Here is a 21,389-nt window from a genome sequence, read left to right as displayed (position 1 = left end):
ATGTTAAATGAATAGAGGGTTAAATGTAAATTAAGTATTTAAATTAATTGTATAAATAAACGAGGGGTAATGTATGAAGGAAGGTAAAATTAAATTTTTAATAAAATCTATAATAAGCATTGTAATTATTTATTTAGTATATAGTTGTCTATGGAAATATTCAGCACCTAGACATTCACGTTTTCAAACTATAGCAGATATTACAGCTATGCTTATTCAGATGAGTATATGGATATACGCTATGTATAAAGATACCTTTGAAAAAAATAAAAGCAGGTATGAGGCTATAATTATAGGTGCTCTAATAGGACTATCTTTAGCTATGATTTTAATAGGCGTGAAAACTTTAAAACCAACTAATATTGGGTGGATTATGAATGAAACGGATAGAAGGCAACATTTTTTAAGTTGGAATTTTTTTGTGAAAGATAGCTGGAACTTTCCTTTAGGGTTTTATAAAAATTGGGGATGTCCAAATGGAATGAGTGTTATATTCACAGACTCTATTCCCATAGCAGCAGTATTTTTTAAAATGTTTAAATTAATATTGCCTCCTATCTTTCAATATTTAGGTATGTGGTTATACCTATCTTTTATATTAATGGGAGCTTTTATTGGAATTATTTTTAATAAAATAACAGATAAATTAACTATAAAAGTACTGGCAACTTTGTTTTTTATACCTACTCCTATGATGTTTTTAAGAATAGGAGGGCATACATCTTTAACTAGTCATTGGCTTGTGTTATGGGCAATTTATTTACTAATAAATGAAAAGTATGAAATAAAGCATTTAATTAGTTGGACTATATTAGTTGGATTAACAGTTATTATACATCCATATTTCTTATTTATGGTATATATTATATTCATAATTTATATATTTAAAGGTATTTTGATTGATAAGAAACTAAATATAAAAAAATCTATAAGTTTTATAGGTATTACAGTGGCACTGGTTTTTTTTCTTATGTATGTTAATGGATATTTTAAAGTTAATGCTCAAGTTTTAGATGTGGGCTTTGGATGGTTTAGTTTTAATTTAAATGGTTTTTTTAATCCTATAGGAACATCACAGTTTATGAATTCATTTTTGGCTTTTTCAGGACAATATGAAGGATTTGCATACTTAGGTTTTGGAGGAATATTATTAGTATTTCTTGCAGTAATTGATTTATTAAGAAATGGTTTTGATAAAGCTAATGCAAAGCTTTATATAACCCTTATAGTTACTTGTATAATATTTACTATGATTTCTCTTTCTAATAATATAACTTGGGCAGGACATTTAATTTCAATTCCCATAGGCAAAACTTTAACTAAAATTTGGACCATGGTAAGAGCTACAGGAAGAATGATATGGCCTGTATGGTATATTATGACTATTTATTCTTTCTTTAAAATAATAAAATCTAGTAAAAAAAATGTTACTATAATAGTTCTTATAATTTTAGGATTACAAATTTGGGATTTAAGTGGAATGTATATAAAGACTAGAAATGAATTTATATATCAAAAAAAATGGAAAAATCCATTAAAGGATGAATTTTGGAATAAAGTAAAAAAAGAATATAAACATATCTGTGTAACCGAAAAATTAGGTGATTATGGTCCTATAGCATATTTTGCATCTATGAATAATTTTGATATGGATTATGGTTATTTTGCTAGAAATCCTAAGACTTTAGAGAATAAGTTAAAAGAAAATAAAGAAGCAATATTAAATGGTACTTTCAAGACAGATAGTTTATATATAGTAGCATATAATAAAGAGTTTATAGATCAAGTATTAAGATCAAAATATAAAGCTTTAATTAAAGAAATAGATGGCTATGTAGTATTTTCTCCTAGAGGATTTTAAATAATAATTAGACATAGAATAAAATTTATAAAAGTTTTTTAATTATATTTTATTAAAAAAAGGTTGTCCTAAAAATATTTTAAGGCAACCTTTTTAAAATTTAATTTATTAGTTTAATTTTTGCTAGGATCTAACTTAATTAAAAATCTCATTAAGATAAAAGTAATTGGTATTGCTATTATAGATGCACAAAAAGCTGCATATGTTTTAGAAATTTTAATATATTCTATTAAAATAGTTATTCCCGTACTTTGAATTACAAAATTAGGTAAACAAGAAATCGGAAAAATTATAAATTTTTTTAAAGTAGGTTTTACCTTAAAGGTAAAATAACAATTTAAGAAAAAAGAAATAATAGTGCTTAGTATAAAAGCAATGGTGTTAGCACCTAAATAGGGAATAAAGTTTAATAAAACTATATATACTCCATTGTGAGTTAAAGTGTTTATGATTCCTATAAATACGAAACGTAAAAATTCTAAGGAGAAAAATTTATTTAATAATCTCATTAATTTTTCTCCTTTATGAAGTATTTAGGTCGTTTCTTAGTTTCTAAATATGTTTTGGATAGATATTCACCTATAATTCCTAAAGAAATAAGTTGAAATCCTCCTAAAATCAATATTAAACAAACTATCGTTGGAAATCCAGAAATATCACTGCCAAATAATATAGTTTTAAAAATAATATATAATAAATAAATAAAGGCTATAGAAGAGGTTAAAAAACCTAATATAGTAGCTACTTGCAAAGGAGCTGTAGTATATGCTACTATGCCTTCTAGGGCATATTTTAAAAGTCCCCAAAAACTCCAAGAGGTTTCACCGGCGGCACGTTCTATATTTTCCAATTCTATATAGACAGTGTTATATCCTATCCAATTAAAAATTCCTTTTGAAAATCTATTATATTCCGTAAGTTTTAAGATTGAATTTACTACTTCACGAGACATTATTCTAAAATCTTGACAACCTGGAACTATTTTTACTTGGCTAATTTTATTTATTATTTTATAAAATAATTTAGCAAAGAAAGAACGAATAGGAGGTTCACCTTTTCGAGTTATTCTCCTTGTAGCAACCATATCTACATTTTCAGTAGTTATTCTATTATACATTTCTAATATTTTTGTAGGAGGATGTTGTAGATCTGCATCAATTAAAACTATGTAATCTCCTCTAGATTCAGTAAGTCCAGCCAAAATAGCAGCTTCTTTACCAAAGTTTCTAGAAAAACTTATGTATCGTATATGATTATCCTGATTTGAAAGTTCCTTCATAAGATTTAAAGTGCTATCTCTAGAACCATCATCTATTAAAATAATTTCTTTATCTATATCTATTTGTGATAATACATTAGTAATTTCTTTATAAAATAGATTTAAAACTTTTTCTTCATTATAACAGGGTACAACTATAGATAATAATTTCATTTTAGTTTTTTACTCCTTTCTTTTTAGTAAATACTTATGAAAATTAAAGTAATTTTTATAAGTATAATAGCATGTACTAAAATTACTAATTTTTTAAATATCTTAAAAAATTAGTTAAACCTATTTGAAAAGGATTTCTAAAGGTGTATTAAAAAATTATGCATATATTGATTATACTTAATTAAACAAGAATTGCAAAGTCTAAAGAAAAATTGGCTAAAAAGGGTATTTTGTGTAAAAACTTATTCATAGTTATATTTTATAGTAAAGAAGTATGATAATATAGTAAGTATATTGTGAAAGGGGGAAGTATAATGAAGTTTAAGGATTATAAATATTGCAGACCAAATATGGAAAAGGTTAATGAGGAATTTAGGACATTAATCAAAGATTTTAGTGAATCTAAGACTTTAGATGAACAACTTTCTATTATGAAAGATATATATGATTTAAGAAGTGAAGTAGAAACTATGGCAACTTTGGTTGAAATAAGGAATTCTATAAATACTGTTGATGAGTTTTATGAAAAAGAACAAGAATTTATGAATGAAAATATGCCTGTATATGAAGGTGTAATTTCAGAATATTATAAGGTTTTAATAAAATCTCAATTTAGAACTGAATTAGAAAAAGTTTATGGAAAACAACTTTTTAAGTTAGCAGAATTTCAAATAAAATCATTTAGTCCTGAAATTATAGAAGATTTAAAAGAAGAAAATAAATTGGTTACGGAATATGATAAGCTTAGAGCCTCAGCTAAAATTATGTTTGAAGGTGAGGAAAGAAATTTATCAGAGTTAGAACCATTTATGCAATCTAAAGATAGAGCTATGAGAAAAAGAGCATATGAAGCATGGTCTGGATTTTACGAAGAAAATGAAGCAAAGTTTGACGAAATATATGATAAATTAGTTAAAGTAAGAGATAAAATGGCTAAGAAGCTAGGTTTCAAAAACTATGTAGATCTTGGTTATTTAAGAATGATGAGACTTGACTATAATTCTGAAATGGTATCAAATTATAGAAAGCAAGTCTTAGAATTTGTAGTGCCTTTAGCAGAAGAGTTAAGAAAAAGACAGGCTAAAAGATTAGGCCTAGAAAGTCTTAAATATTATGATGAGCCATTAGAATTTTTAACAGGAAATGCAACTCCTAAGGGTGATCCAGATTGGATTATAGAAAATGGAAAGAAAATGTATAAGGAATTATCAAAAGAAACTGATGAATATTTTAGTTTTATGATTGAACATGAACTTATGGATCTTTTAAGTAAAAAAGGCAAAGCTGGTGGAGGATATTGTACGTTTATAGAAAAGTATAAGGCACCATTTATTTTTGCTAATTTCAACGGAACATCAGGAGATATAGATGTATTAACACATGAAGCAGGGCATGCATTCCAAACATACTGTAGTAGAAATTCAGGTGTAATAGAATATGCTTTCCCTACTAGTGAATCAGCAGAAATTCATTCTATGAGTATGGAATTTATAACATGGCCATGGATGAAATTATTTTTTGAAGAAAATGAACTGAAATATAAATTTGCACATTTAAGTAGTGCAATAACCTTTATTCCTTATGGAGTTACAGTAGATGAGTTTCAACATTTTGTGTATGAAAATCCAGAGGCAACTCCAGAAGAAAGAAAACATGCTTGGAGAGAAATTGAAAAGAAATATTTAAAAGGTAAAGATTATGAGAATAACGATTTCTTGAATAGAGGAGGATTTTGGTTTAAACAAAGTCATATCTTCCAAACACCGTTTTATTATATAGATTATACACTAGCTCAGGTTTGTGCATTACAATTTTGGGTTAAATGTAATGAAAACAGAGAAAAAGCATGGGAAGATTATTTAAGATTATGTAAGGTTGGTGGAAGTAAATCTTTCTTAGAGCTTATAGATATAGCAAATCTAAAAAATCCTTTTGAAAATGGATGTATAGAAAGTGTTATGAAACCAGCTAAACAATGGTTAGATTCAGTAGATGATAGTAATATGTAGTAATTAGAAAGGAATATGAAAACATATTCCTTTTTAATTTTTTAATAATAACTAGAAAAAGTTACTTAAATTTTATTATTTTAGTTTATATTTTATATTTTAATGGTAGAATATAAATATGTATTTTGAAAGTGAATAGGAGAGAAAGAATGTATACATTAATAGCAACGTCAACTTTTGGATTAGAAAAAGTAGTAGCAAATGAATTAAGAGAGTTAGGATATGAAGATCTAAAGATAGAAAATGGAAAAGTAACTTTTGAAGGTGACGAGATGGATATAGTTACCTGTAATATGTGGATTAGGACAGCAGATAGAGTGTTAATTCAAATGGCAGAATTTAAAGCTGAATCCTTTGAAGAATTATTTAATGGAACTGTAAATGTAGAATGGGGAAATATAATTCCTATAGACGGATTTATGCATGTAAGCGGTAAATCGGTTAAATCAAAACTGTTTAGTGTACCAGATTGTCAATCTATTGTTAAAAAAGCTATAGTAGAAAGTATGAAAAGAAAATATAATAGGGAAGTATTTTCAGAAACTGGTGTAGAATATAAAATTGAAGTATCTATTCTTAAAGATATAGTGAGTTTAAATTTAGATACTAGTGGAGTTGGATTACATAAAAGAGGGTATAGAGAACATGCTGGAGCTGCCCCAATGAAGGAAACACTAGCAGCTGCTTTGGTACTTTTAAGTAAATGGGATATATCTAAAATTTTAATGGATCCATTTTGTGGATCTGGTACTATTGCTATAGAAGCGGCTATGATAGGAAAAAATATGGCACCTGGTTTAAATAGAGATTTTATTAGTGAAAAGTGGGATATAATTCCACAAAAATTATGGACAGATGCTAGAAGATATGCTAAAAATGTTATCAAGAAAGATGAATTTAGAATTTTTGCATCAGATATAGATGGAAGAGTTTTGAGAACAGCTATGGATAATGCTAAAAAAGCAGGGGTAGATGATGTAATAACATATCAAACAATGGATATGAAAGATATTTCTTCTAAAAAGAAAAATGGATTAATAATTACTAATCCTCCTTATGGAGAAAGACTTAGTGACATGAAAGAGGTTGAAGGTCTTTATAGTACTATGGGAAAAGTATTTGGAAATTTACCTGATTGGTCTTATTTTGTAGTAACTTCTCATCCTAATTTTGAAAAATGTTTTGGAAAAAAATCAGATAAGAACAGAAAACTTTATAATGGAAAATTAAAATGTTATTTTTATCAATATTTTGCGAAATAAGTAGGATAGAAAATATTCCTATACAATGAATAAAAGCTATATTTATAACTGTCATATTAGTTAAATATGAATAGGTTATAAGTATAGCTTTATTTATAGCATTAATTAGGGAAAATAGGTTTAAATTATTAAAATAGAAATATACTAAATTAAGATATAAAAAATAATACATAAAATCAAACAAAATAATAAAAAAATATTCGTAAAAGGGTTTAAAAAATTTTAAAAATGTATTATTATATATAGTGTAAATGTCGAAAGTAAACGAAAGAGGGGTAAAATGGAGAAATTTTTTAAATTGAAAGAAAATAATACGAACATTAAAACGGAAATTGTAGCAGGAATAACTACTTTTATGACTATGGCATATATACTAGTGGTTAATCCAGCCATATTAGCGGCAGCAGGTATGGATACAGGTGCAGTGTTTACTGCAACAGCATTATCTGCAGTAATAGCAACTTTAATAATGGGATTATATGCAAAATTACCTTTTGCATTAGCACCAGGAATGGGTCTTAATGCCTTTTTTGCTTTTACAGTAGTAAAAGCTATGGGATATTCTTATGAGTTTGCATTAACAGCCGTTTTTTTAGAAGGAATAATTTTTATACTTTTAACAGTTTTTAATATACGTGAAGCTATTGTGGATTCAATTCCGGTAAATATTAAAAGAGGTATTTCTGTTGGTATAGGATTATTTATAGCACTTATTGGATTAGAGGGTGCAGGTGTTATTGTTCATCCAAAAGGTGGAGATTTATTAATTGGGTTAGGAAACATAACACAAGGTCCAGCATTACTTGCAATAATAGGAATATTAATTACGGGAATATTAATTTCAAGAAATATTAAGGGTGCTTTATTTATTGGAATGGTAGTTACGGCTATTATCGGTATACCTATGGGAATAACTCCAATGCCAAAAGGAATTATTAGTATGCCACCATCAATCGGTTCTATAGCTCTAAAGTTCCAATGGAATAATATTTTTTCAATAGACATGGCTATTGTATTATTCACACTTCTATTTATGGATATGTTTGATACTATAGGAACATTAGTAGGAGTAGCTACAAAAGCGAAAATGTTAGATGAGAATGGAAAAGTACCTAATATTAAAAAAGCTTTATTTGCAGATGCAGTAGGAACTACTTTAGGTGCTTGTTTAGGTACTAGCACAGTAAGTACATTTGTAGAAAGTGCATCAGGAGTTGCAGAAGGCGGAAGAACAGGATTAACAGCGGTATCTACAGCAGTTATGTTTTTCTTAGCATTATTTCTTGCACCATTATTTGGTGTTATAACACCAGCAGTTACTTCATCAGCTTTAGTATTAGTAGGATTATTCATGATTGAACCTATTAAGGAAATAGATCTTACAGATTATACAGAAGCACTTCCAGCATTTTTAACAATAATAATGATGCCACTTGCATATAGTATTTCAGAGGGAATAGTATTTGGTGTAATTTCATATATTATTTTAAAGGTCTTTTCAGGAAGATATAAAGAAATAAGTTGGACTACAGTATTTATAGGAATAGTATTTGTACTTAAATTTTTCATATAGAATATGTTTTAAACTTCATTTTACAATATAAAAGCTCTATTTAAACTTTTTAAAAGTTTTGTAGGGCTTTTTATTATGGATTAAAAATAATGATATAATATAAATAGTTTAAATTTTCAAAAAGCAATTTAGGGGGAAATCTAATGGATATAAAGAACAGAAGAGAATTAATAGTTACAGGAGATATGTATAAAGTAATACTTACATTATCTATACCTATTATGTTTAATAATTTAATTCAAACTTTGTATAATTTAGCAGATGGAATTTGGGTAAGTAAATTAGGATCCATTCAGTTTGCTGCTACAGCATTTGTATGGCCAGTTATTTATTTGTTTATCTCCATAGGAATGGGAATTTCAATAGCTGGTACAGCTATATTATCACAGTTATTAGGCTCCAATAAAGATAAAGAGGGAATAGAATATACTAATCAAATTATAATGTTATCTTTAATTTGTTCTATTATTTTTGCTATTATAGGATATGTTACAACTCCATTAATAGTAAATTTAATGGGTGCTACAGAAGAGTTAGCCAAGTATAGTAATATCTATTTAAAAATAACTTTTTTAGATATTCCATTTACATTTTTTATATTTAATTTTAATTCTATACTTAATGCACAAGGTAATACATTAACACCAACAGTACTTAGTGCTATTAGTGCCATATTAAATGTTATATTAGATCCTATTTTTATTTTTGTATTTAAATTAGGAATAGGTGGAGCAGCCATAGCTACGTTAATTTCTAAGGCAATTTTAGCCTTTTTAGGGTTGTACATAATAATGAGACCATCTAATATATTATGTCCTAAATTCAAAAATTTTAAATTTAAAAAGGAATTAGTAAAAAAAATAGTGGAGGTAGCTTTGCCTTCGTCATTAGGTCAATCAGGATCAGCGCTAGGATTTATAGTTTTAAATAGTTTTATAGCATCTTATGGTACGGCCACTATGGCTGCTTTTGGAATGGTAAATAGAATAACATCTCTTATAATGCAACCAGCAATGGGAATAGGAGCCGCTCTAACTGCTATTGTAGGACAAAATTTAGGATGTAGAAAAATAGAAAGAGTTAAGGAAGCTTTTAAAAAATCAGTAATAATTACAGTTATTATTGCAATTGTAGGATGTATGCTTTTAATTCTCAATGATAGAACTGTTATAAACTTTTTTATGCAATCTAAGGATGATATGAAAGTAATAAATGAAGGAATAATTTATCTTAGATATATATCTGCATCTATGCCTTTAATGGGGATATTTGGCGTTTTTCAAGGAATATTTCAAGGTTCAGGACACACTAAATATTCTATGGTTATGGAGATTGGAAGACTATGGTTTATAAGAATTCCTATGATATTATTATTTAAGTACTTTACTAATATAGGATCAACAGCTATATGGTTTTCAATGAGTTTTAGTAACTTAATAATATGTATATATGGATTTTGTATTTATAAAAAAGGTATATGGAAAGAAAAAGTTCTAAAGGGATAGATAAAAAAATTAATACTTAAAATAAAAAATAAATTAAATTTAAATAAATTAAATTTGATTTTACAAACAATTACAAAAATTATACTTTAGTATTTATTATAATATTAAACTAAATTTATTAGACGTTGAAATATTAATTTATAAGAACTATAATAAAATAAAATGGTTTAATTTTGAATAAATTACACTATTATTTCAAGATAGTAATTATTGTAGTAGAATTATTATGTAGTAAATAAATTCTTTTTGCTATATAAGGAGAGAAATAGGGGATATGAAATATTATATTAAAGAGAAATGTTTTTCAATAGGTGATAATTTTGATATTTTAGACGAACAAGGCTGTAAATGTTTTAGGGTTGAAGGAGAAATATTTACAATAGGCAATAAGCTACATATATATGATAAAGGAGGAAAGGAGTTAGTTTTTATTAAACAAGTTTCGCTGGTTTTCTTGCCTGTATATGAGTTATATATAGGAAAGAAATTATTAGCAACCATAGAAAAAGAACTGAGTTTCTTTGAGAAAAAGTTTAAAATCCGTAGTAATACAGGTCACTATAAGGTACAAGGTGATTTTTTGGCACATGATTTTTCTATATATAATAGAAGTAAGAAGGTGGCTAGCATTGATAAAAAATATTTTTCCTTTGGAGATAGATATGAAATATGGATAGATGATAATGAAGTTTCGTATCTATTATTGTTAGCGTTAGTAATAGTTATTGATCAAATTTATTTTGATAATTAAATTGATTATGTAAGATAAATATAAAATATATTTGGGGAGAAGTAATATGAGTGTAGAAAATGAAAACATTTTAATTGTGTACTATTCAAGAAGTGGAAATTCAAAGAAGATTGCATATGAATTAAAAGATCTATTAAATTGTCATATAGATGAAATTAAAGATCTAAAAAATAGAAAAGGGATAGGTGGGTTCATAAAAGGGGGAAGGGATGCATTAAATGGAAATATAACAAGTATAAACTATGAAAATAATTTATCTCATAAATATAGTAAACTAATCTTATGTGGACCTATATGGGCGGCAAATATAAGCCCAGCATTAAGAACTTACATATTAACTAATAGAAAAAAATTTCCTAAAGAAATTTTTTATATAAGTGTATATGGTGGAAGTGGCGAAGAAAAATATGACAAAAAAATGGAAGAAATCTTTAGTGGATCAATAACTAAACTTTGTACGATAAAAAATAAAGATATAAAAACGGAAGAGTTTAAAAATACTTTAAAGAAGGTCGTTAAAGTACTACAGGTTTCTTAAATTATAGAAATGGAGCAGTGTTTTATGAAAAATATAAATAACTGGTATATATAATGGATAAAATTATGAAATAACTTTCAATATTATATATACCAGGTGTTTTTATTATAATAAATTTAATGAAACAAAGTATAAAAGTATAAATAAAGTTACAAATAAAAATGAGTAAGAAGTTAATTTTAATGTATTGGTAAAAAAATTGTTTTTTTCATTAAGAATACTTAGATTGTAATTAATTATTTCCTTATATTTTGAGGATAAAGAAAAAAAAGTAGTATCTGTTTCATTCATATACATATTTTCAGTTAATTCGTTTGGTATAAAATATTTCAAGGATTTAAAATTAAATAATTTTAAAGTGAGAAATAAACTTCTTATAATGCAGCTAAATGTTAATATTAAAGCCATAAGTTCCAAAATAAATAATGTTATATTAGTAATGTTATGATTTTTTAATATAATAAACTTTGAGTTAGAAACGAAAACTAAAGTAAATAAAATAGTCAGTGTATTAATTATTAGTAATATCATAGAACGTAGATTTATATTTCTGTTATTTTTAAAAATTAAAGTATATTGTTCTTTATAATTATCGAAAAATATTCTTGCTGATGGATAATCGAAATCTATAAAATTTTTATCATTATTTTTTTTGTTTTTTTGTGATTTATCTTTTGGCTCTTTTCTTATTATTTTTTTTATGTATTTAGTAGTACTCATTAAATTCCTCCCTTTTTATTAGGTATAAAAATATTATAACATCATAAAAGTTTTATAAAAAGCAAATAGTAAATTATAGATTAAAAAATATGTTATAATTAAAAAGTTATGTTTAAATAAAATAAGGAAAGTAAGGGAATTTAGAATGCATAAATTTGAAGATTTTAATTTAGATAAAAATTTACTTAAAGCAATAAAGAATATGGGATATGAAAAACCATCAGAAGTTCAAGAAAATGTAATACCATTAGTTTTAAAAGATGAAGATGTTATAGTTAAATCACAGACAGGAAGTGGTAAAACGGCAGCATTTGCTATACCTATTATTGAGAATATAGATATAGAAAAAAATGCAGTTCAAGCATTAATTCTAACTCCAACAAGAGAATTAGCGGTTCAAATTAATGAGGATTTTGGAAGTTTAGGATTATACAAGAAAATCAAATCAGTGCCTGTATTTGGAAAACAACCTGTATCACTACAAAAAACACAGTTAAAGCAAAGGGTACATGTGGTTGTAGGAACACCTGGAAGAACTTTAGATCATATTGAAAGTGGGAATTTAGATTTAAGTGAAGTAAAGTATTTAGTAATAGATGAAGCTGATGAAATGCTTAACATGGGATTTATAGAACAGGTAGAAAGTATTATATGTAAGATACATACTGAACGACAAACATTAATGTTTTCAGCAACATTAGCAGAAGAAATTAAAGTTCTTATAAAAAAACATATGAAAAATCCTAAAATTGTAGAAATAGAAGCTAAAACTTTAACAGTAGATAAAATAAATCAAGTATATTATGAAATAGCAGAAGATAGGAAGTTTGGATTATTAAGAGATTTAGTAAAAATAAATGATATAAATCAATGTATAGTTTTTTGTAGAACGAAAAAAAATGTAGCAGAAGTTTATACTAAGATGAAAGGTAGAGGATATTCAGTTTGTGAACTTCATGGGGATATGCAACAAAGTGATAGGTTAGATACATTAAAACAATTTAAAAATGGCGAATTTACCTTTATAGTAGCTACAGATGTTGCCGCAAGAGGAATTGATATGAGTGGAGTTACTCATGTTATAAATTATGATATTCCATTAGAATTGGAAGCATATGTTCATAGAATAGGTAGAACAGGAAGAGCAGGAAGAAAAGGAGAGGCTATAACTTTTGTTACTCCATATGAAGAAAAGTTTTTGGAAGCTATAGAAGAATTTATAAATATGAACATTACTAAGGCAATTCGTCCTACAAAAGAAGAAATAGAAAAAATACCTGAAAAACAAATAAAAACAGTAGTAAAGAAAACAACTGTAGGTTCCGATGTAATAAAAGTTTATATTGCAGGTGGAAAAAGGAAAAAAATCCGTAGAGGAGATATAGTAGGTACCATAATTAATAGTTGTAATGTGCCAGCAGATTCTATTGGAATTATTGATATCTTTGACAATTATAGTTATGTGGATATACTTAATGGATATGGAAAAGATGTAATTAAAAATAAGGAATTACCTATAAAGGGTAAACCAATGTCTATAAGTAAGGCAAGAGAATAATTATATAGGAAATTAAAAACTATAGAGTTTAGGGGGATTTTTATGCCATATACTTATATAGTAGAATGTAGTGATGGAACTTTATATACTGGATGGACAACAGATTTAGAGAGAAGAGTAAATCAACATAATACAGGTAAAGGTGCTAAATATACTAAGGCAAGAACTCCTGTAAAATTAAGATATTTTGAAGAATTTATAGAAAAAGAAGAAGCGATGAAAAGAGAATGTGCTATAAAAAAATTAAGTAGAAAAGAAAAACTTATACTTATAAATGGATAAATAAAATTGACTTTAATAAAAAATCACTTCACAAAATTATGAAGTGATTTTTTCTGTATTATTTTCTTTTTTTATCGTAATACTCGGCTTTGGCAGTATAGTATTTTGCTTTAGCTTGATTTAAAGTCTTATTATATAAATCTGCACCAGTAGAAACTTGATCCACTACATATTCTTTAGCTTGTTCCGCACCTTTTTCTATATCCTCAGCTATGTTATCTAATCGATTTTCCATTTCTTCTTTAATCTCTTCTGTAATTTCTTTACTATTAGATTTTTCATTTACTAAATTTGTATCTAAATTTTTATTAATGGTATTTTCATTATACATATATATCACCTCCTAAAAGCTTATTACTAATAGTATTTATAAAATCTATAAATTTATTAATAAACCTTAGTAACAACTTTTAGAAGATTAATTATTGAAATCTAAATAGCCCAATCACCATTTTTGAAAACTTCAATTTCTTTGCCATCATATGTTGTACCAATAATACTTAAGTCATTCGTACCTACCATAAAATCTACATGAGTTAATGAATCATTAACTCCGTTTTCTTTAAGTTGGTCTTCATCCATGTTTGCACCATTTTCTATACAAACAGAATAAGCTTTACCAATGGCAAAATGACAAGAAGCATTTTCATCATACAAAGTATTAAAGAATATAATATTAGAATTAGAAATAGGTGAATGGAAAGGAACTAAGGCAATTTCACCTAGATAATGAGATCCTTCATCTGTTTCTATTAAATGTTTTAAACTTTCATAGCCTTGCTCAGCTTTAAAATCAACTATTTTACCATCTTTAAAAGTAAAAGAAAAATTATTTATTAAGTTTCCACCATAGTTAAGAGGTTTTGAGCTAACTAAGGTTCCATTTACACCAGTTTTAAGAGGAAGAGAAAAAATTTCTTCGGTAGGCATGTTAGCTAAAAATTCTATTCCATTTTCGGTGTGTTCTGAACCTCCAAGCCATAAATGTTTTTTAGGAAGTTCTACAGTTAAATCAGTTCCTAATGAATTTTTATAATGCATTGATTTAAAATGATATGAATTTAAAGCATTCATTTTGTTTTTAAGATTATTAGTATGTTCTTTCCAAGCTTCTACAGGATTTTCTTTATCCACTCTAACTATATTAAATATATAATCCCAAAGTTTTTTCATGGCATCTTTAGGAGATAATTCAGGAAATACCTTTGTAGCCCAGCCTTCCGTTGGAATAGATATAACTGACCATGCATTTTTGTTACTCATTAAACGTTCACTATATTCTTTTAATGCAATACTTCTAGTTTTTTGAGCTATGGAAATTATATTAGGGTCAACATCTTTTAAAAGTTCTGGATCAGATGCATGAATAGATAAAAAAGCTGCCCCATCTTTTACATTAGATAAATAAAATTCTTTTTGCCAATCAGGCATTTCTTCAAATACTTCCTTAGGAGCTTTCATAAATCTTATTTTTGAAAATTTTTCATCTATCCAGTTTATGATTACATCTTTTGCTCCATTATCATAAGCCATATCTGCTACTAATCTTGTAAAGTCAGCACATTCAATAGGAGAGTTTATAAATAATTTTTGTCCTTTTTGAATATTTACACCTGTTTTTACAGCCAATTCGGCATATCGTTTTAAAAATACTTTATCCATATCAAATCATTTCCTTTCCTATATAAAATATTTTTTAATGTAATATATATCTATTTCTCTACAAATATATATTAACCTTTATTATTATAAAAGATTTTAAAAAGTCTTTTAAAGTAAAAATATAAAATTTTTTTATTAAAATTATAAAAAGACATATAACAGTATATATTAAACATATATAATTTAATTTAAAATTTATTTGTCATTTACTAATTATAGTGTAAAAAATTTAAATCATATCAACAAGTTAAAATAAAAAAACGTTTTATTACAGAAAATACATATAAAAATATACATTTGAAAAATAACAAAAGATAAGATTAAAAATAAGAAGAAAGGTTGCAGAACTTATGAAAAATATATTTAAAATATATAAGAAGGATATAAAAAATGTAATAAAAAATCCTATTGCTATTGTAGTAATGTTGGGACTTATAATTTTACCATCATTATATGCTTGGTTTAATATTAAATCTTCCTGGGATCCATATAGTAATACAAAAGGAATTTCCGTTGCTATAGTTAATAATGATAAAGGTACTAATTTTAATGGTAAAAATGTAAATATAGGAAATGATATAGTAAAACAGTTAAAAAAAAATAATAAAATAGGATGGATTTTTGTAAAAGAAGAAGAGGCAAAGTATGGAATTAAACATGGAAAATACTATGCTACTATAGAAGTTCCAGTAGATTTTTCTAAAAAAATTTCATCTCTTTTAAGTGATCATATACAAAAACCAGAACTTATTTATACAGTAAATGAAAAAAGAAATGCTGTAGCACCTAAAATTACAGAGAAAGGTGTAACTTCACTTCAACAAGAAGTTACTAAATCTTTTGTTCAGGTTGTAAATAAATCAATCTTTCAAGTTTTTAATTCAATAGGTATTGAACTTCAAAATAAAAAACCTTTGTTAAATGAATTTACAGAGACCGTGTTTAAACTTAATAGTAAAATTCCAGAAATAAATCAGGCTATTGATGAAGTTGAAAGTGGAACTATAACTTTGGAAGAATTCAGTAAAAAGGTTAAAGGAGAAATTCCACTAATTAATGAAACTATTAATAAATCTATTAATATTGTAAATACAGGTGAGGAGTTTATAAATAAATCTAAATCTGCATTTTCTAATATTAATGAGTACATTGTAAAAGATTTAGAACTTGTAAAACAAATTTCGGATTCAATAGATGGATTTTTAGATGAGGCAATAAAGTTTGTCGGAAGAGATAAAACAAAAGAAAGAGAAATGATTATTTCAGTAAAAGATAGATTAAATAATTTAAGTAAAATTATAAATAACATAAATAATTCATTAAAAAAATTAAATGAATTTAAGCCTAAAGATGAAATAACTTTATTAATAAGTAAACTTGAAGAATTGCATAATAGCATCGAAATCCAAATTAATCTTACAGATAAGGTTATAGAAGGTATAGATAATGGTAATGCAACTGAAGATTTGTTGAATCAAATAAAGAATAAAAAATTAGAATTTAATAATAGAACTAATAAAGTTTTAACTTATTTTAATTCAAAAGTATCACCAAAACTTAAAAACCTAGTAGATGATATTTTTGTTGTTATGGATAATAGTTTAAAATTACTTAATGATGCTAAAAAAAGCTTACCAACAGTAAATGAATTATTAGGTAAAGCTGAAGATATCAGTATTAAAGGACAAAGTGAAATTAAAATTTTAAAGGAAAAACTGCCAAAGGCTGAAAAGATAATTGAAGAATTAAATGAAAAATTAAAAACACTAAATAATGATATTAAGTTAAATGATATTATAACTCTTTTGAAAAAAGATGCTGGGGTAGAAAGTGAGTTTATAGCTAGTCCTGTTAACATAAAACAAAATAGAATTTTCCCAATTGAAAATTATGGCTCAGCTATGACACCGTTTTTTACAACATTATCATTATGGGTAGGAGCATTGATATTAGTTTCAATATTAAGTACTGAAGTTAAGAATTTTCAAAGAAAGCTTAAATCGTATGAAGAATATTTTGGAAGATATTTAATTTTTATGACATTAGGAATTTTACAGGCTTTAGTAGTTACCATAGGTGATATTTTAATATTAAGGGTTAAGCCAGCTAACTCATGTATGTTTGTATTATATGGTATGTTTATAAGTGTAATTTTTACAGTTATCATATATACATTGGTTTCTGTATTTGGAAATGTAGGAAAGGCTTTAGGAGTGATATTATTAGTGTTGCAAATATCTGCATCTGGAGGAACTTTTCCTATAGAAGTGACTCCACCATTTTTTCAAAAGTTAAATCCATTGCTACCATTTACTTATGCTATTTCTAGTATGAGAGAGGCAGTAGCAGGAGTAATGTGGGATACAGTTTGGTATAATACATTTATTCTAATTAGTTACTTTGTTATAGCTATATTAATAGCACTTTTACTAAAGAGTAAATTAGGAAAAATAAATAAAAATTTTGTGGAAAAATTTAAGGAAACTGGTCTAGCAGGAGAAGAATAATAAAGTTAAAGCACTATAAAAAGTTTCTAGTATGAAAATTTTTATAGTGCTTTTGTAATTAAACTATTAGAATTATAGTCTATTAGGTTAATAGTTTTCTTAATGCATCTAAAGTATAGTTTATATGATCTTCAGTATTGAAATATCCTATGCTAAACCTTATAGTACCATTTGGCAATGTTCCTAAGGTTTTATGTGCAGAAGGAGCACAATGTAATCCACATCTAGTGCTGATATTAAATTCTTTACTAAGTTTATAAGAAAATTCCCCCATATCCATATTAGGAAGTTCAATAGATATAGTAGAACTTCTGCTAGTGCAATCATCATGACCTATAATTCTAAGGTTTTTAAATTGTTTTAATTCTTTTAAGAATATATTTGTAAGTTGCATTTCTTTTTTGTGAATGTTTTCTATACCTATATTTTTTATATATTTAAGTGCAGAATTTAATCCAATTATGCCTAATGTATTAGGAGTTCCACCTTCAAATTTATCAGGCATATAATTTGGCTGATTTTCTTTTTCAGATAAACTTCCAGTTCCACCTTCTATTAATGGGGATACTAAAGCATTAAATTTATCTTTTATTAAAAAGCCACCAATGCCTTGAGGACCTAGTAAAGATTTATGCCCTGTAAAACAGAGACAGTCTATATTGTAATCTATCATATCTATATTTAACACTCCTGCACTTTGAGCAGAATCTACTATGAAAAATAGATTATGTTTTTTGCATATTTCACCTACCTCTTTAATTGGTAAAATGGTTCCACACACATTAGAGCAATGTGTCATAATAATAGCTTTAGTATTAGATTTTATATGTTGTTCTATATTAATTGGATTTAAATCACCCTTATTTGAACATAATACTTTAGAAAATTCTATACCAGAACCCTGTAAATTTGTTAAAGGTCTCATAATAGCATTATGTTCCATAGAAGAGACTATTACATGATCACCAGAGGTTAGAAAACCCTTTAGAATAGTATTTAAACTTTCTGTAATATTTTTTGTAAAAACTACATTTTCAGGATTAGAAAAATTAAAAAGATCACAAAGTAATTCCCTAGTTTCAAATACCGTATCTTCTACATGAAAAGCTTCATTATAAGTGCTTCTATTAACAGAACATCCGCAATTTTCTATATAATCATAAATAGATTTTCCAACAGTAGGTGCTTTAGGAAAAGAGGTTGCACCATTATCTAAATAAATTTTTTGCATATATATATCCTCCATAATGACAAAATTCACTTTCTTATTACATATTAAAACACTATAAGTGTTTTAAGTTGTTGTATTTACAATAACTATAGAAAAAAAATATCTATTGAAAATAACAATTTAACATAATTGTAACATATTGATATAATTATGTGTGAAAAATGGCATTAGGAGGAATATTATGAAAAATAAAAAAGGGATTTTAATAGCAGGCGCAATTATTGGTATTTTATCTGCTGTACTTGTTAAAATGGGTAATCCAGGTAATATGGGACTTTGTATAGCTTGTTTCATTAGAGATATAGCAGGAGCAGTTGGACTTCATAGAGCACCAGTTGTTCAATACATAAGACCAGAAGTTATTGGACTAGTTTTAGGAGCATTTATTATGGCCATTGCTAACAAAGAATTCAAAACAAAGGGAGGATCTTCTCCATTTACTAGATTTGTTTTAGGATTTATGGTTATGATTGGTGCATTAATGTTTTTAGGATGTCCTATGAGAATGGTTTTAAGACTTGCAGGTGGAGATTTAAATGCGATTACAGGATTAGTTGGATTTATTGTAGGTATAGGTATAGGTATAGTTTGCTTAAATAAAGGTTTCTCATTAAAAAGAAGCTATAAATTAAATAAGTCAGAAGGACTTATATTTCCAATAATTAATGTAGCACTTTTAGTATTACTTATTTCAGCACCGGCTATTATATTCTTTAGTAAGAAAGGCCCAGGAGCTGCTCATGCTTCAATTTGGATTGCATTGTCAGTTGGACTTATTTCAGGTATATTAGCTCAAAAAACAAGACTTTGTATGGTTGGTGGTATTAGAGATTTAATCTTATTTAAAGATAGTTACTTAATTAGTGGATTTATAGGAATTTTAGTATTTTCATTTATAGGTAATTTAATATTTAAAAATGTACATGTAGGTTTTACAGGACAACCTATAGCTCACAATGATTTTCTATGGAACTTTTTAGGAATGGTTGTTGTAGGATGGGGAAGCGTATTACTTGGTGGCTGTCCATTTAGACAATTAATTTTAGGTGGTGAAGGAAATATAGATTCAGTTATAACTGTATTAGGAATGCTTATTGGTGCAGCATTCTGCCATAACTTTGCTTTAGCTTCAAGTCCAAAAGGACCAACACCTAATGGAAAAGTAGCAGTTATAATTTGTATTATAGTTTTAGGACTAATTTCATACTTTAATTTTGAAAAAATTACAACACAAATTAAAAGTAAGGATGAGGTGAAAGTAAATGGAAATTAATGCAAGAGGATTATCTTGTCCTCAACCAGTTATTTTAACAAAAAAAGCTATAGAACAAAATCCTAAAGATATAACTGTTTTAGTTGATGAAGGTGCTCCAAAAGAAAATGTAAGCAGATTTTTAACTAATTCAGGATATAAAGTTATTATAAAAGAAGATGAAGAAGGATTTATTCTTCAAGGGAGAAAATAAGGAGAAGTTATGGAATATATAGCTTTATTTTTTACACACTCAGGGGCTATGAAGTATAAAAGGGTTTTAAGTAGTCACGATATTCAATGTGAACTTATGCCTGTTCCTAGAAAATTAAGTTCTAATTGTGGTATAGGGGCAAGATTCTCGGTGGATAACTATGAAAAGTATATAACCTCTGATATTGAAAAAATATATGAAATAAAAGATGAACAGTATAATTTATTATATGATGATGAATAGTATTAATTGTATATGATAGTGTATCCATACATTTGACCTAAACAAATAACCCTCTATAATGTTTCTTGGGAATAAAATTATCTAAGAAATATTTATAGGGGGTTTTTATCTTGAAAAGAAAAATATCAACTAGAAGAATTGTAGTTACAGCACTCTTTACTGCTATATGTTTTGTGGGAACTCAATTAAAAATAGAATTACCACTAGGTGGAGGAAATGATACAATGATTCATCTAGGGACTACGGCTATTTTTTTAGCAGCTATTTTTATAGGTCCAGATGCTGGAATTTCTGCAGGAATAGGATGTGCTTTATTTGATTTAATGAGTCCTAAGCATGTTGCATGGACAATACCAACACTTATAATAAAAGGATTAACAGGATATATAGTAGGGAAAATTTGTTTTCTTAATGGAGCAAAAGGAAATTCAAAAGTTCAGAACATAGTTGCTTTTGTAGTGGGAGGATTAATATCCTTATTTGGTTATTTTATATTTAACTGGCTAGTTTTTTATGGTTTCCATCCAGCTTTATTAAAGATGATAGCTTCCAGTGTAACTACAGGTATAGGGGTTGCGGTTACAATTCCAGTCTCTTTAATATTAAAACCTGTTATTAACAAAAGTGGAGTAAAAATTTATGAAGAAAATTAAGTAATCTTTAGTATATATAATTAAATATTAATTTATTAAAACTCTCTTTTAAAGTTTAAGGGAGTTTTAATTTTTTATAGGTAAATATGGTATTATATGAATATGAAAGTTTATTTAAATAATTATAAGGAGAACG

20 protein-coding genes are annotated in these 21,389 nt (G+C 26.5%); 14 read left to right on the top strand and 6 right to left on the bottom strand.

Annotated elements, in window-relative coordinates; translation table 11 throughout:
• Positions 1 to 73: 73 nt before the first annotated feature.
• Positions 74 to 1,861 carry a DUF6311 domain-containing protein gene (locus QOZ93_RS06440; RefSeq protein ID WP_307355569.1) on the top strand — a complete coding sequence of 596 codons (1,788 nt, stop codon included), beginning with the start codon at positions 74 to 76 and terminating at the stop codon, positions 1,859 to 1,861.
• Positions 1,862 to 1,974: 113 nt separating this feature from the next.
• Here the strand turns inward: QOZ93_RS06440 and QOZ93_RS06435 are convergent, their stop codons facing one another.
• Positions 1,975 to 2,370, bottom strand: a complete 396-nt coding sequence (locus QOZ93_RS06435) for a GtrA family protein (protein ID WP_111943077.1) — start codon at positions 2,368 to 2,370, stop codon at positions 1,975 to 1,977.
• On the bottom strand, positions 2,370 to 3,293 hold the full coding sequence (locus QOZ93_RS06430) for a glycosyltransferase family 2 protein (protein WP_307355568.1): 924 nt from the start codon (positions 3,291 to 3,293) through the stop codon (positions 2,370 to 2,372). The genes QOZ93_RS06435 and QOZ93_RS06430 overlap by 1 nt, the downstream gene beginning before the upstream one ends.
• 314 nt (positions 3,294 to 3,607) lie before the next feature.
• Here QOZ93_RS06430 and QOZ93_RS06425 point away from each other — a divergent pair, with 314 nt between their 5' ends.
• The 6 genes from QOZ93_RS06425 (at position 3,608) to QOZ93_RS06400 (ending at position 10,931) form a co-directional block, all read left to right on the top strand.
• On the top strand, positions 3,608 to 5,302 hold the full coding sequence (locus tag QOZ93_RS06425) for a M3 family oligoendopeptidase (protein ID WP_307355567.1): 1,695 nt from the start codon (positions 3,608 to 3,610) through the stop codon (positions 5,300 to 5,302).
• A 149-nt stretch (positions 5,303 to 5,451) separates the two neighbouring features.
• Positions 5,452 to 6,564, top strand: a complete 1,113-nt coding sequence (locus QOZ93_RS06420; protein ID WP_307355566.1) for a THUMP domain-containing class I SAM-dependent RNA methyltransferase — start codon at positions 5,452 to 5,454, stop codon at positions 6,562 to 6,564.
• A 280-nt stretch (positions 6,565 to 6,844) separates the two neighbouring features.
• Positions 6,845 to 8,137, top strand: coding sequence for an NCS2 family permease (locus QOZ93_RS06415; protein ID WP_307355565.1), 1,293 nt, complete (start codon positions 6,845 to 6,847; stop codon positions 8,135 to 8,137).
• Between the two features lie 143 nt (positions 8,138 to 8,280).
• Entirely contained in the window at positions 8,281 to 9,642 is a 1,362-nt protein-coding gene (locus QOZ93_RS06410) for an MATE family efflux transporter (protein ID WP_307355564.1), read from the top strand.
• A 274-nt stretch (positions 9,643 to 9,916) separates the two neighbouring features.
• On the top strand, positions 9,917 to 10,393 hold the full coding sequence (locus QOZ93_RS06405; protein WP_307355563.1) for an LURP-one-related/scramblase family protein: 477 nt from the start codon (positions 9,917 to 9,919) through the stop codon (positions 10,391 to 10,393).
• Between the two features lie 46 nt (positions 10,394 to 10,439).
• A complete protein-coding gene (locus QOZ93_RS06400) occupies positions 10,440 to 10,931 on the top strand; it encodes a flavodoxin family protein (RefSeq protein ID WP_307355562.1) in 492 nt (163 codons plus the stop codon).
• A gap of 105 nt (positions 10,932 to 11,036) precedes the next feature.
• Here the strand turns inward: QOZ93_RS06400 and QOZ93_RS06395 are convergent, their stop codons facing one another.
• Positions 11,037 to 11,651 (bottom strand): hypothetical protein, encoded by a 615-nt coding sequence (locus QOZ93_RS06395; protein ID WP_111943061.1) that lies wholly within the window; start codon positions 11,649 to 11,651, stop codon positions 11,037 to 11,039.
• 145 nt (positions 11,652 to 11,796) lie between these two features.
• Between QOZ93_RS06395 and QOZ93_RS06390 the strand changes: the two genes are divergently transcribed.
• The gene (locus QOZ93_RS06390; protein WP_111943058.1) at positions 11,797 to 13,209 is read left to right on the top strand and encodes a DEAD/DEAH box helicase; all 1,413 of its coding nucleotides are present in this window, start codon (positions 11,797 to 11,799) and stop codon (positions 13,207 to 13,209) included.
• A gap of 42 nt (positions 13,210 to 13,251) precedes the next feature.
• Complete coding sequence (locus tag QOZ93_RS06385) at positions 13,252 to 13,491, top strand: GIY-YIG nuclease family protein (RefSeq protein ID WP_111943056.1); 240 nt, start codon at positions 13,252 to 13,254, stop codon at positions 13,489 to 13,491.
• 58 nt (positions 13,492 to 13,549) lie between these two features.
• Here QOZ93_RS06385 and QOZ93_RS06380 read toward each other — a convergent pair whose 3' ends face one another.
• Positions 13,550 to 13,822 carry a hypothetical protein gene (locus tag QOZ93_RS06380; RefSeq protein WP_307355561.1) on the bottom strand — a complete coding sequence of 91 codons (273 nt, stop codon included), beginning with the start codon at positions 13,820 to 13,822 and terminating at the stop codon, positions 13,550 to 13,552.
• Between the two features lie 101 nt (positions 13,823 to 13,923).
• Positions 13,924 to 15,153 (bottom strand): aminopeptidase, encoded by a 1,230-nt coding sequence (locus QOZ93_RS06375; protein WP_307355560.1) that lies wholly within the window; start codon positions 15,151 to 15,153, stop codon positions 13,924 to 13,926.
• Between the two features lie 350 nt (positions 15,154 to 15,503).
• Between QOZ93_RS06375 and QOZ93_RS06370 the strand changes: the two genes are divergently transcribed.
• The gene (locus QOZ93_RS06370) at positions 15,504 to 17,660 is read left to right on the top strand and encodes a YhgE/Pip domain-containing protein (RefSeq protein ID WP_307355559.1); all 2,157 of its coding nucleotides are present in this window, start codon (positions 15,504 to 15,506) and stop codon (positions 17,658 to 17,660) included.
• A gap of 82 nt (positions 17,661 to 17,742) precedes the next feature.
• Here the strand turns inward: QOZ93_RS06370 and QOZ93_RS06365 are convergent, their stop codons facing one another.
• Entirely contained in the window at positions 17,743 to 18,891 is a 1,149-nt protein-coding gene (locus QOZ93_RS06365) for an aminotransferase class V-fold PLP-dependent enzyme (protein ID WP_307355558.1), read from the bottom strand.
• Between the two features lie 181 nt (positions 18,892 to 19,072).
• Between QOZ93_RS06365 and yedE the strand changes: the two genes are divergently transcribed.
• The 4 genes from yedE (at position 19,073) to QOZ93_RS06345 (ending at position 21,253) form a co-directional block, all read left to right on the top strand.
• On the top strand, positions 19,073 to 20,164 hold the full coding sequence (gene yedE, locus QOZ93_RS06360) for a YedE family putative selenium transporter (RefSeq protein ID WP_307355557.1): 1,092 nt from the start codon (positions 19,073 to 19,075) through the stop codon (positions 20,162 to 20,164).
• Positions 20,154 to 20,357, top strand: a complete 204-nt coding sequence (locus tag QOZ93_RS06355) for a sulfurtransferase TusA family protein (RefSeq protein WP_111943042.1) — start codon at positions 20,154 to 20,156, stop codon at positions 20,355 to 20,357. The genes yedE and QOZ93_RS06355 overlap by 11 nt, the downstream gene beginning before the upstream one ends.
• A 9-nt stretch (positions 20,358 to 20,366) precedes the next feature.
• Positions 20,367 to 20,600, top strand: coding sequence for a putative Se/S carrier protein (locus QOZ93_RS06350; RefSeq protein ID WP_111943040.1), 234 nt, complete (start codon positions 20,367 to 20,369; stop codon positions 20,598 to 20,600).
• 110 nt (positions 20,601 to 20,710) lie between these two features.
• A complete protein-coding gene (locus QOZ93_RS06345) occupies positions 20,711 to 21,253 on the top strand; it encodes an ECF transporter S component (RefSeq protein ID WP_307355556.1) in 543 nt (180 codons plus the stop codon).
• The last annotated feature ends 136 nt before the right edge of the window (positions 21,254 to 21,389 follow it).

Origin of the sequence: Hathewaya limosa, assembly GCF_030815255.1 — a bacterium.
Lineage (GTDB): Bacteria > Bacillota > Clostridia > Clostridiales > Clostridiaceae > Hathewaya > Hathewaya limosa.
Note: the sequence above shows the minus strand (reverse complement) of the source record. Positions and strands in the feature narration are given on the sequence as shown.

Coding starts and splice junctions, on each gene's coding strand:
- QOZ93_RS06440 (WP_307355569.1), top strand. CDS start 74: ATGAAGGAAGGTAAAATTAAATTTTTAATAAAATCTATAATAAGCATT.
- QOZ93_RS06435 (WP_111943077.1), bottom strand. CDS start 2,370: ATGAGATTATTAAATAAATTTTTCTCCTTAGAATTTTTACGTTTCGTA.
- QOZ93_RS06430 (WP_307355568.1), bottom strand. CDS start 3,293: ATGAAATTATTATCTATAGTTGTACCCTGTTATAATGAAGAAAAAGTT.
- QOZ93_RS06425 (WP_307355567.1), top strand. CDS start 3,608: ATGAAGTTTAAGGATTATAAATATTGCAGACCAAATATGGAAAAGGTT.
- QOZ93_RS06420 (WP_307355566.1), top strand. CDS start 5,452: ATGTATACATTAATAGCAACGTCAACTTTTGGATTAGAAAAAGTAGTA.
- QOZ93_RS06415 (WP_307355565.1), top strand. CDS start 6,845: ATGGAGAAATTTTTTAAATTGAAAGAAAATAATACGAACATTAAAACG.
- QOZ93_RS06410 (WP_307355564.1), top strand. CDS start 8,281: ATGGATATAAAGAACAGAAGAGAATTAATAGTTACAGGAGATATGTAT.
- QOZ93_RS06405 (WP_307355563.1), top strand. CDS start 9,917: ATGAAATATTATATTAAAGAGAAATGTTTTTCAATAGGTGATAATTTT.
- QOZ93_RS06400 (WP_307355562.1), top strand. CDS start 10,440: ATGAGTGTAGAAAATGAAAACATTTTAATTGTGTACTATTCAAGAAGT.
- QOZ93_RS06395 (WP_111943061.1), bottom strand. CDS start 11,651: ATGAGTACTACTAAATACATAAAAAAAATAATAAGAAAAGAGCCAAAA.
- QOZ93_RS06390 (WP_111943058.1), top strand. CDS start 11,797: ATGCATAAATTTGAAGATTTTAATTTAGATAAAAATTTACTTAAAGCA.
- QOZ93_RS06385 (WP_111943056.1), top strand. CDS start 13,252: ATGCCATATACTTATATAGTAGAATGTAGTGATGGAACTTTATATACT.
- QOZ93_RS06380 (WP_307355561.1), bottom strand. CDS start 13,822: ATGTATAATGAAAATACCATTAATAAAAATTTAGATACAAATTTAGTA.
- QOZ93_RS06375 (WP_307355560.1), bottom strand. CDS start 15,153: ATGGATAAAGTATTTTTAAAACGATATGCCGAATTGGCTGTAAAAACA.
- QOZ93_RS06370 (WP_307355559.1), top strand. CDS start 15,504: ATGAAAAATATATTTAAAATATATAAGAAGGATATAAAAAATGTAATA.
- QOZ93_RS06365 (WP_307355558.1), bottom strand. CDS start 18,891: ATGCAAAAAATTTATTTAGATAATGGTGCAACCTCTTTTCCTAAAGCA.
- yedE (WP_307355557.1), top strand. CDS start 19,073: ATGAAAAATAAAAAAGGGATTTTAATAGCAGGCGCAATTATTGGTATT.
- QOZ93_RS06355 (WP_111943042.1), top strand. CDS start 20,154: ATGGAAATTAATGCAAGAGGATTATCTTGTCCTCAACCAGTTATTTTA.
- QOZ93_RS06350 (WP_111943040.1), top strand. CDS start 20,367: ATGGAATATATAGCTTTATTTTTTACACACTCAGGGGCTATGAAGTAT.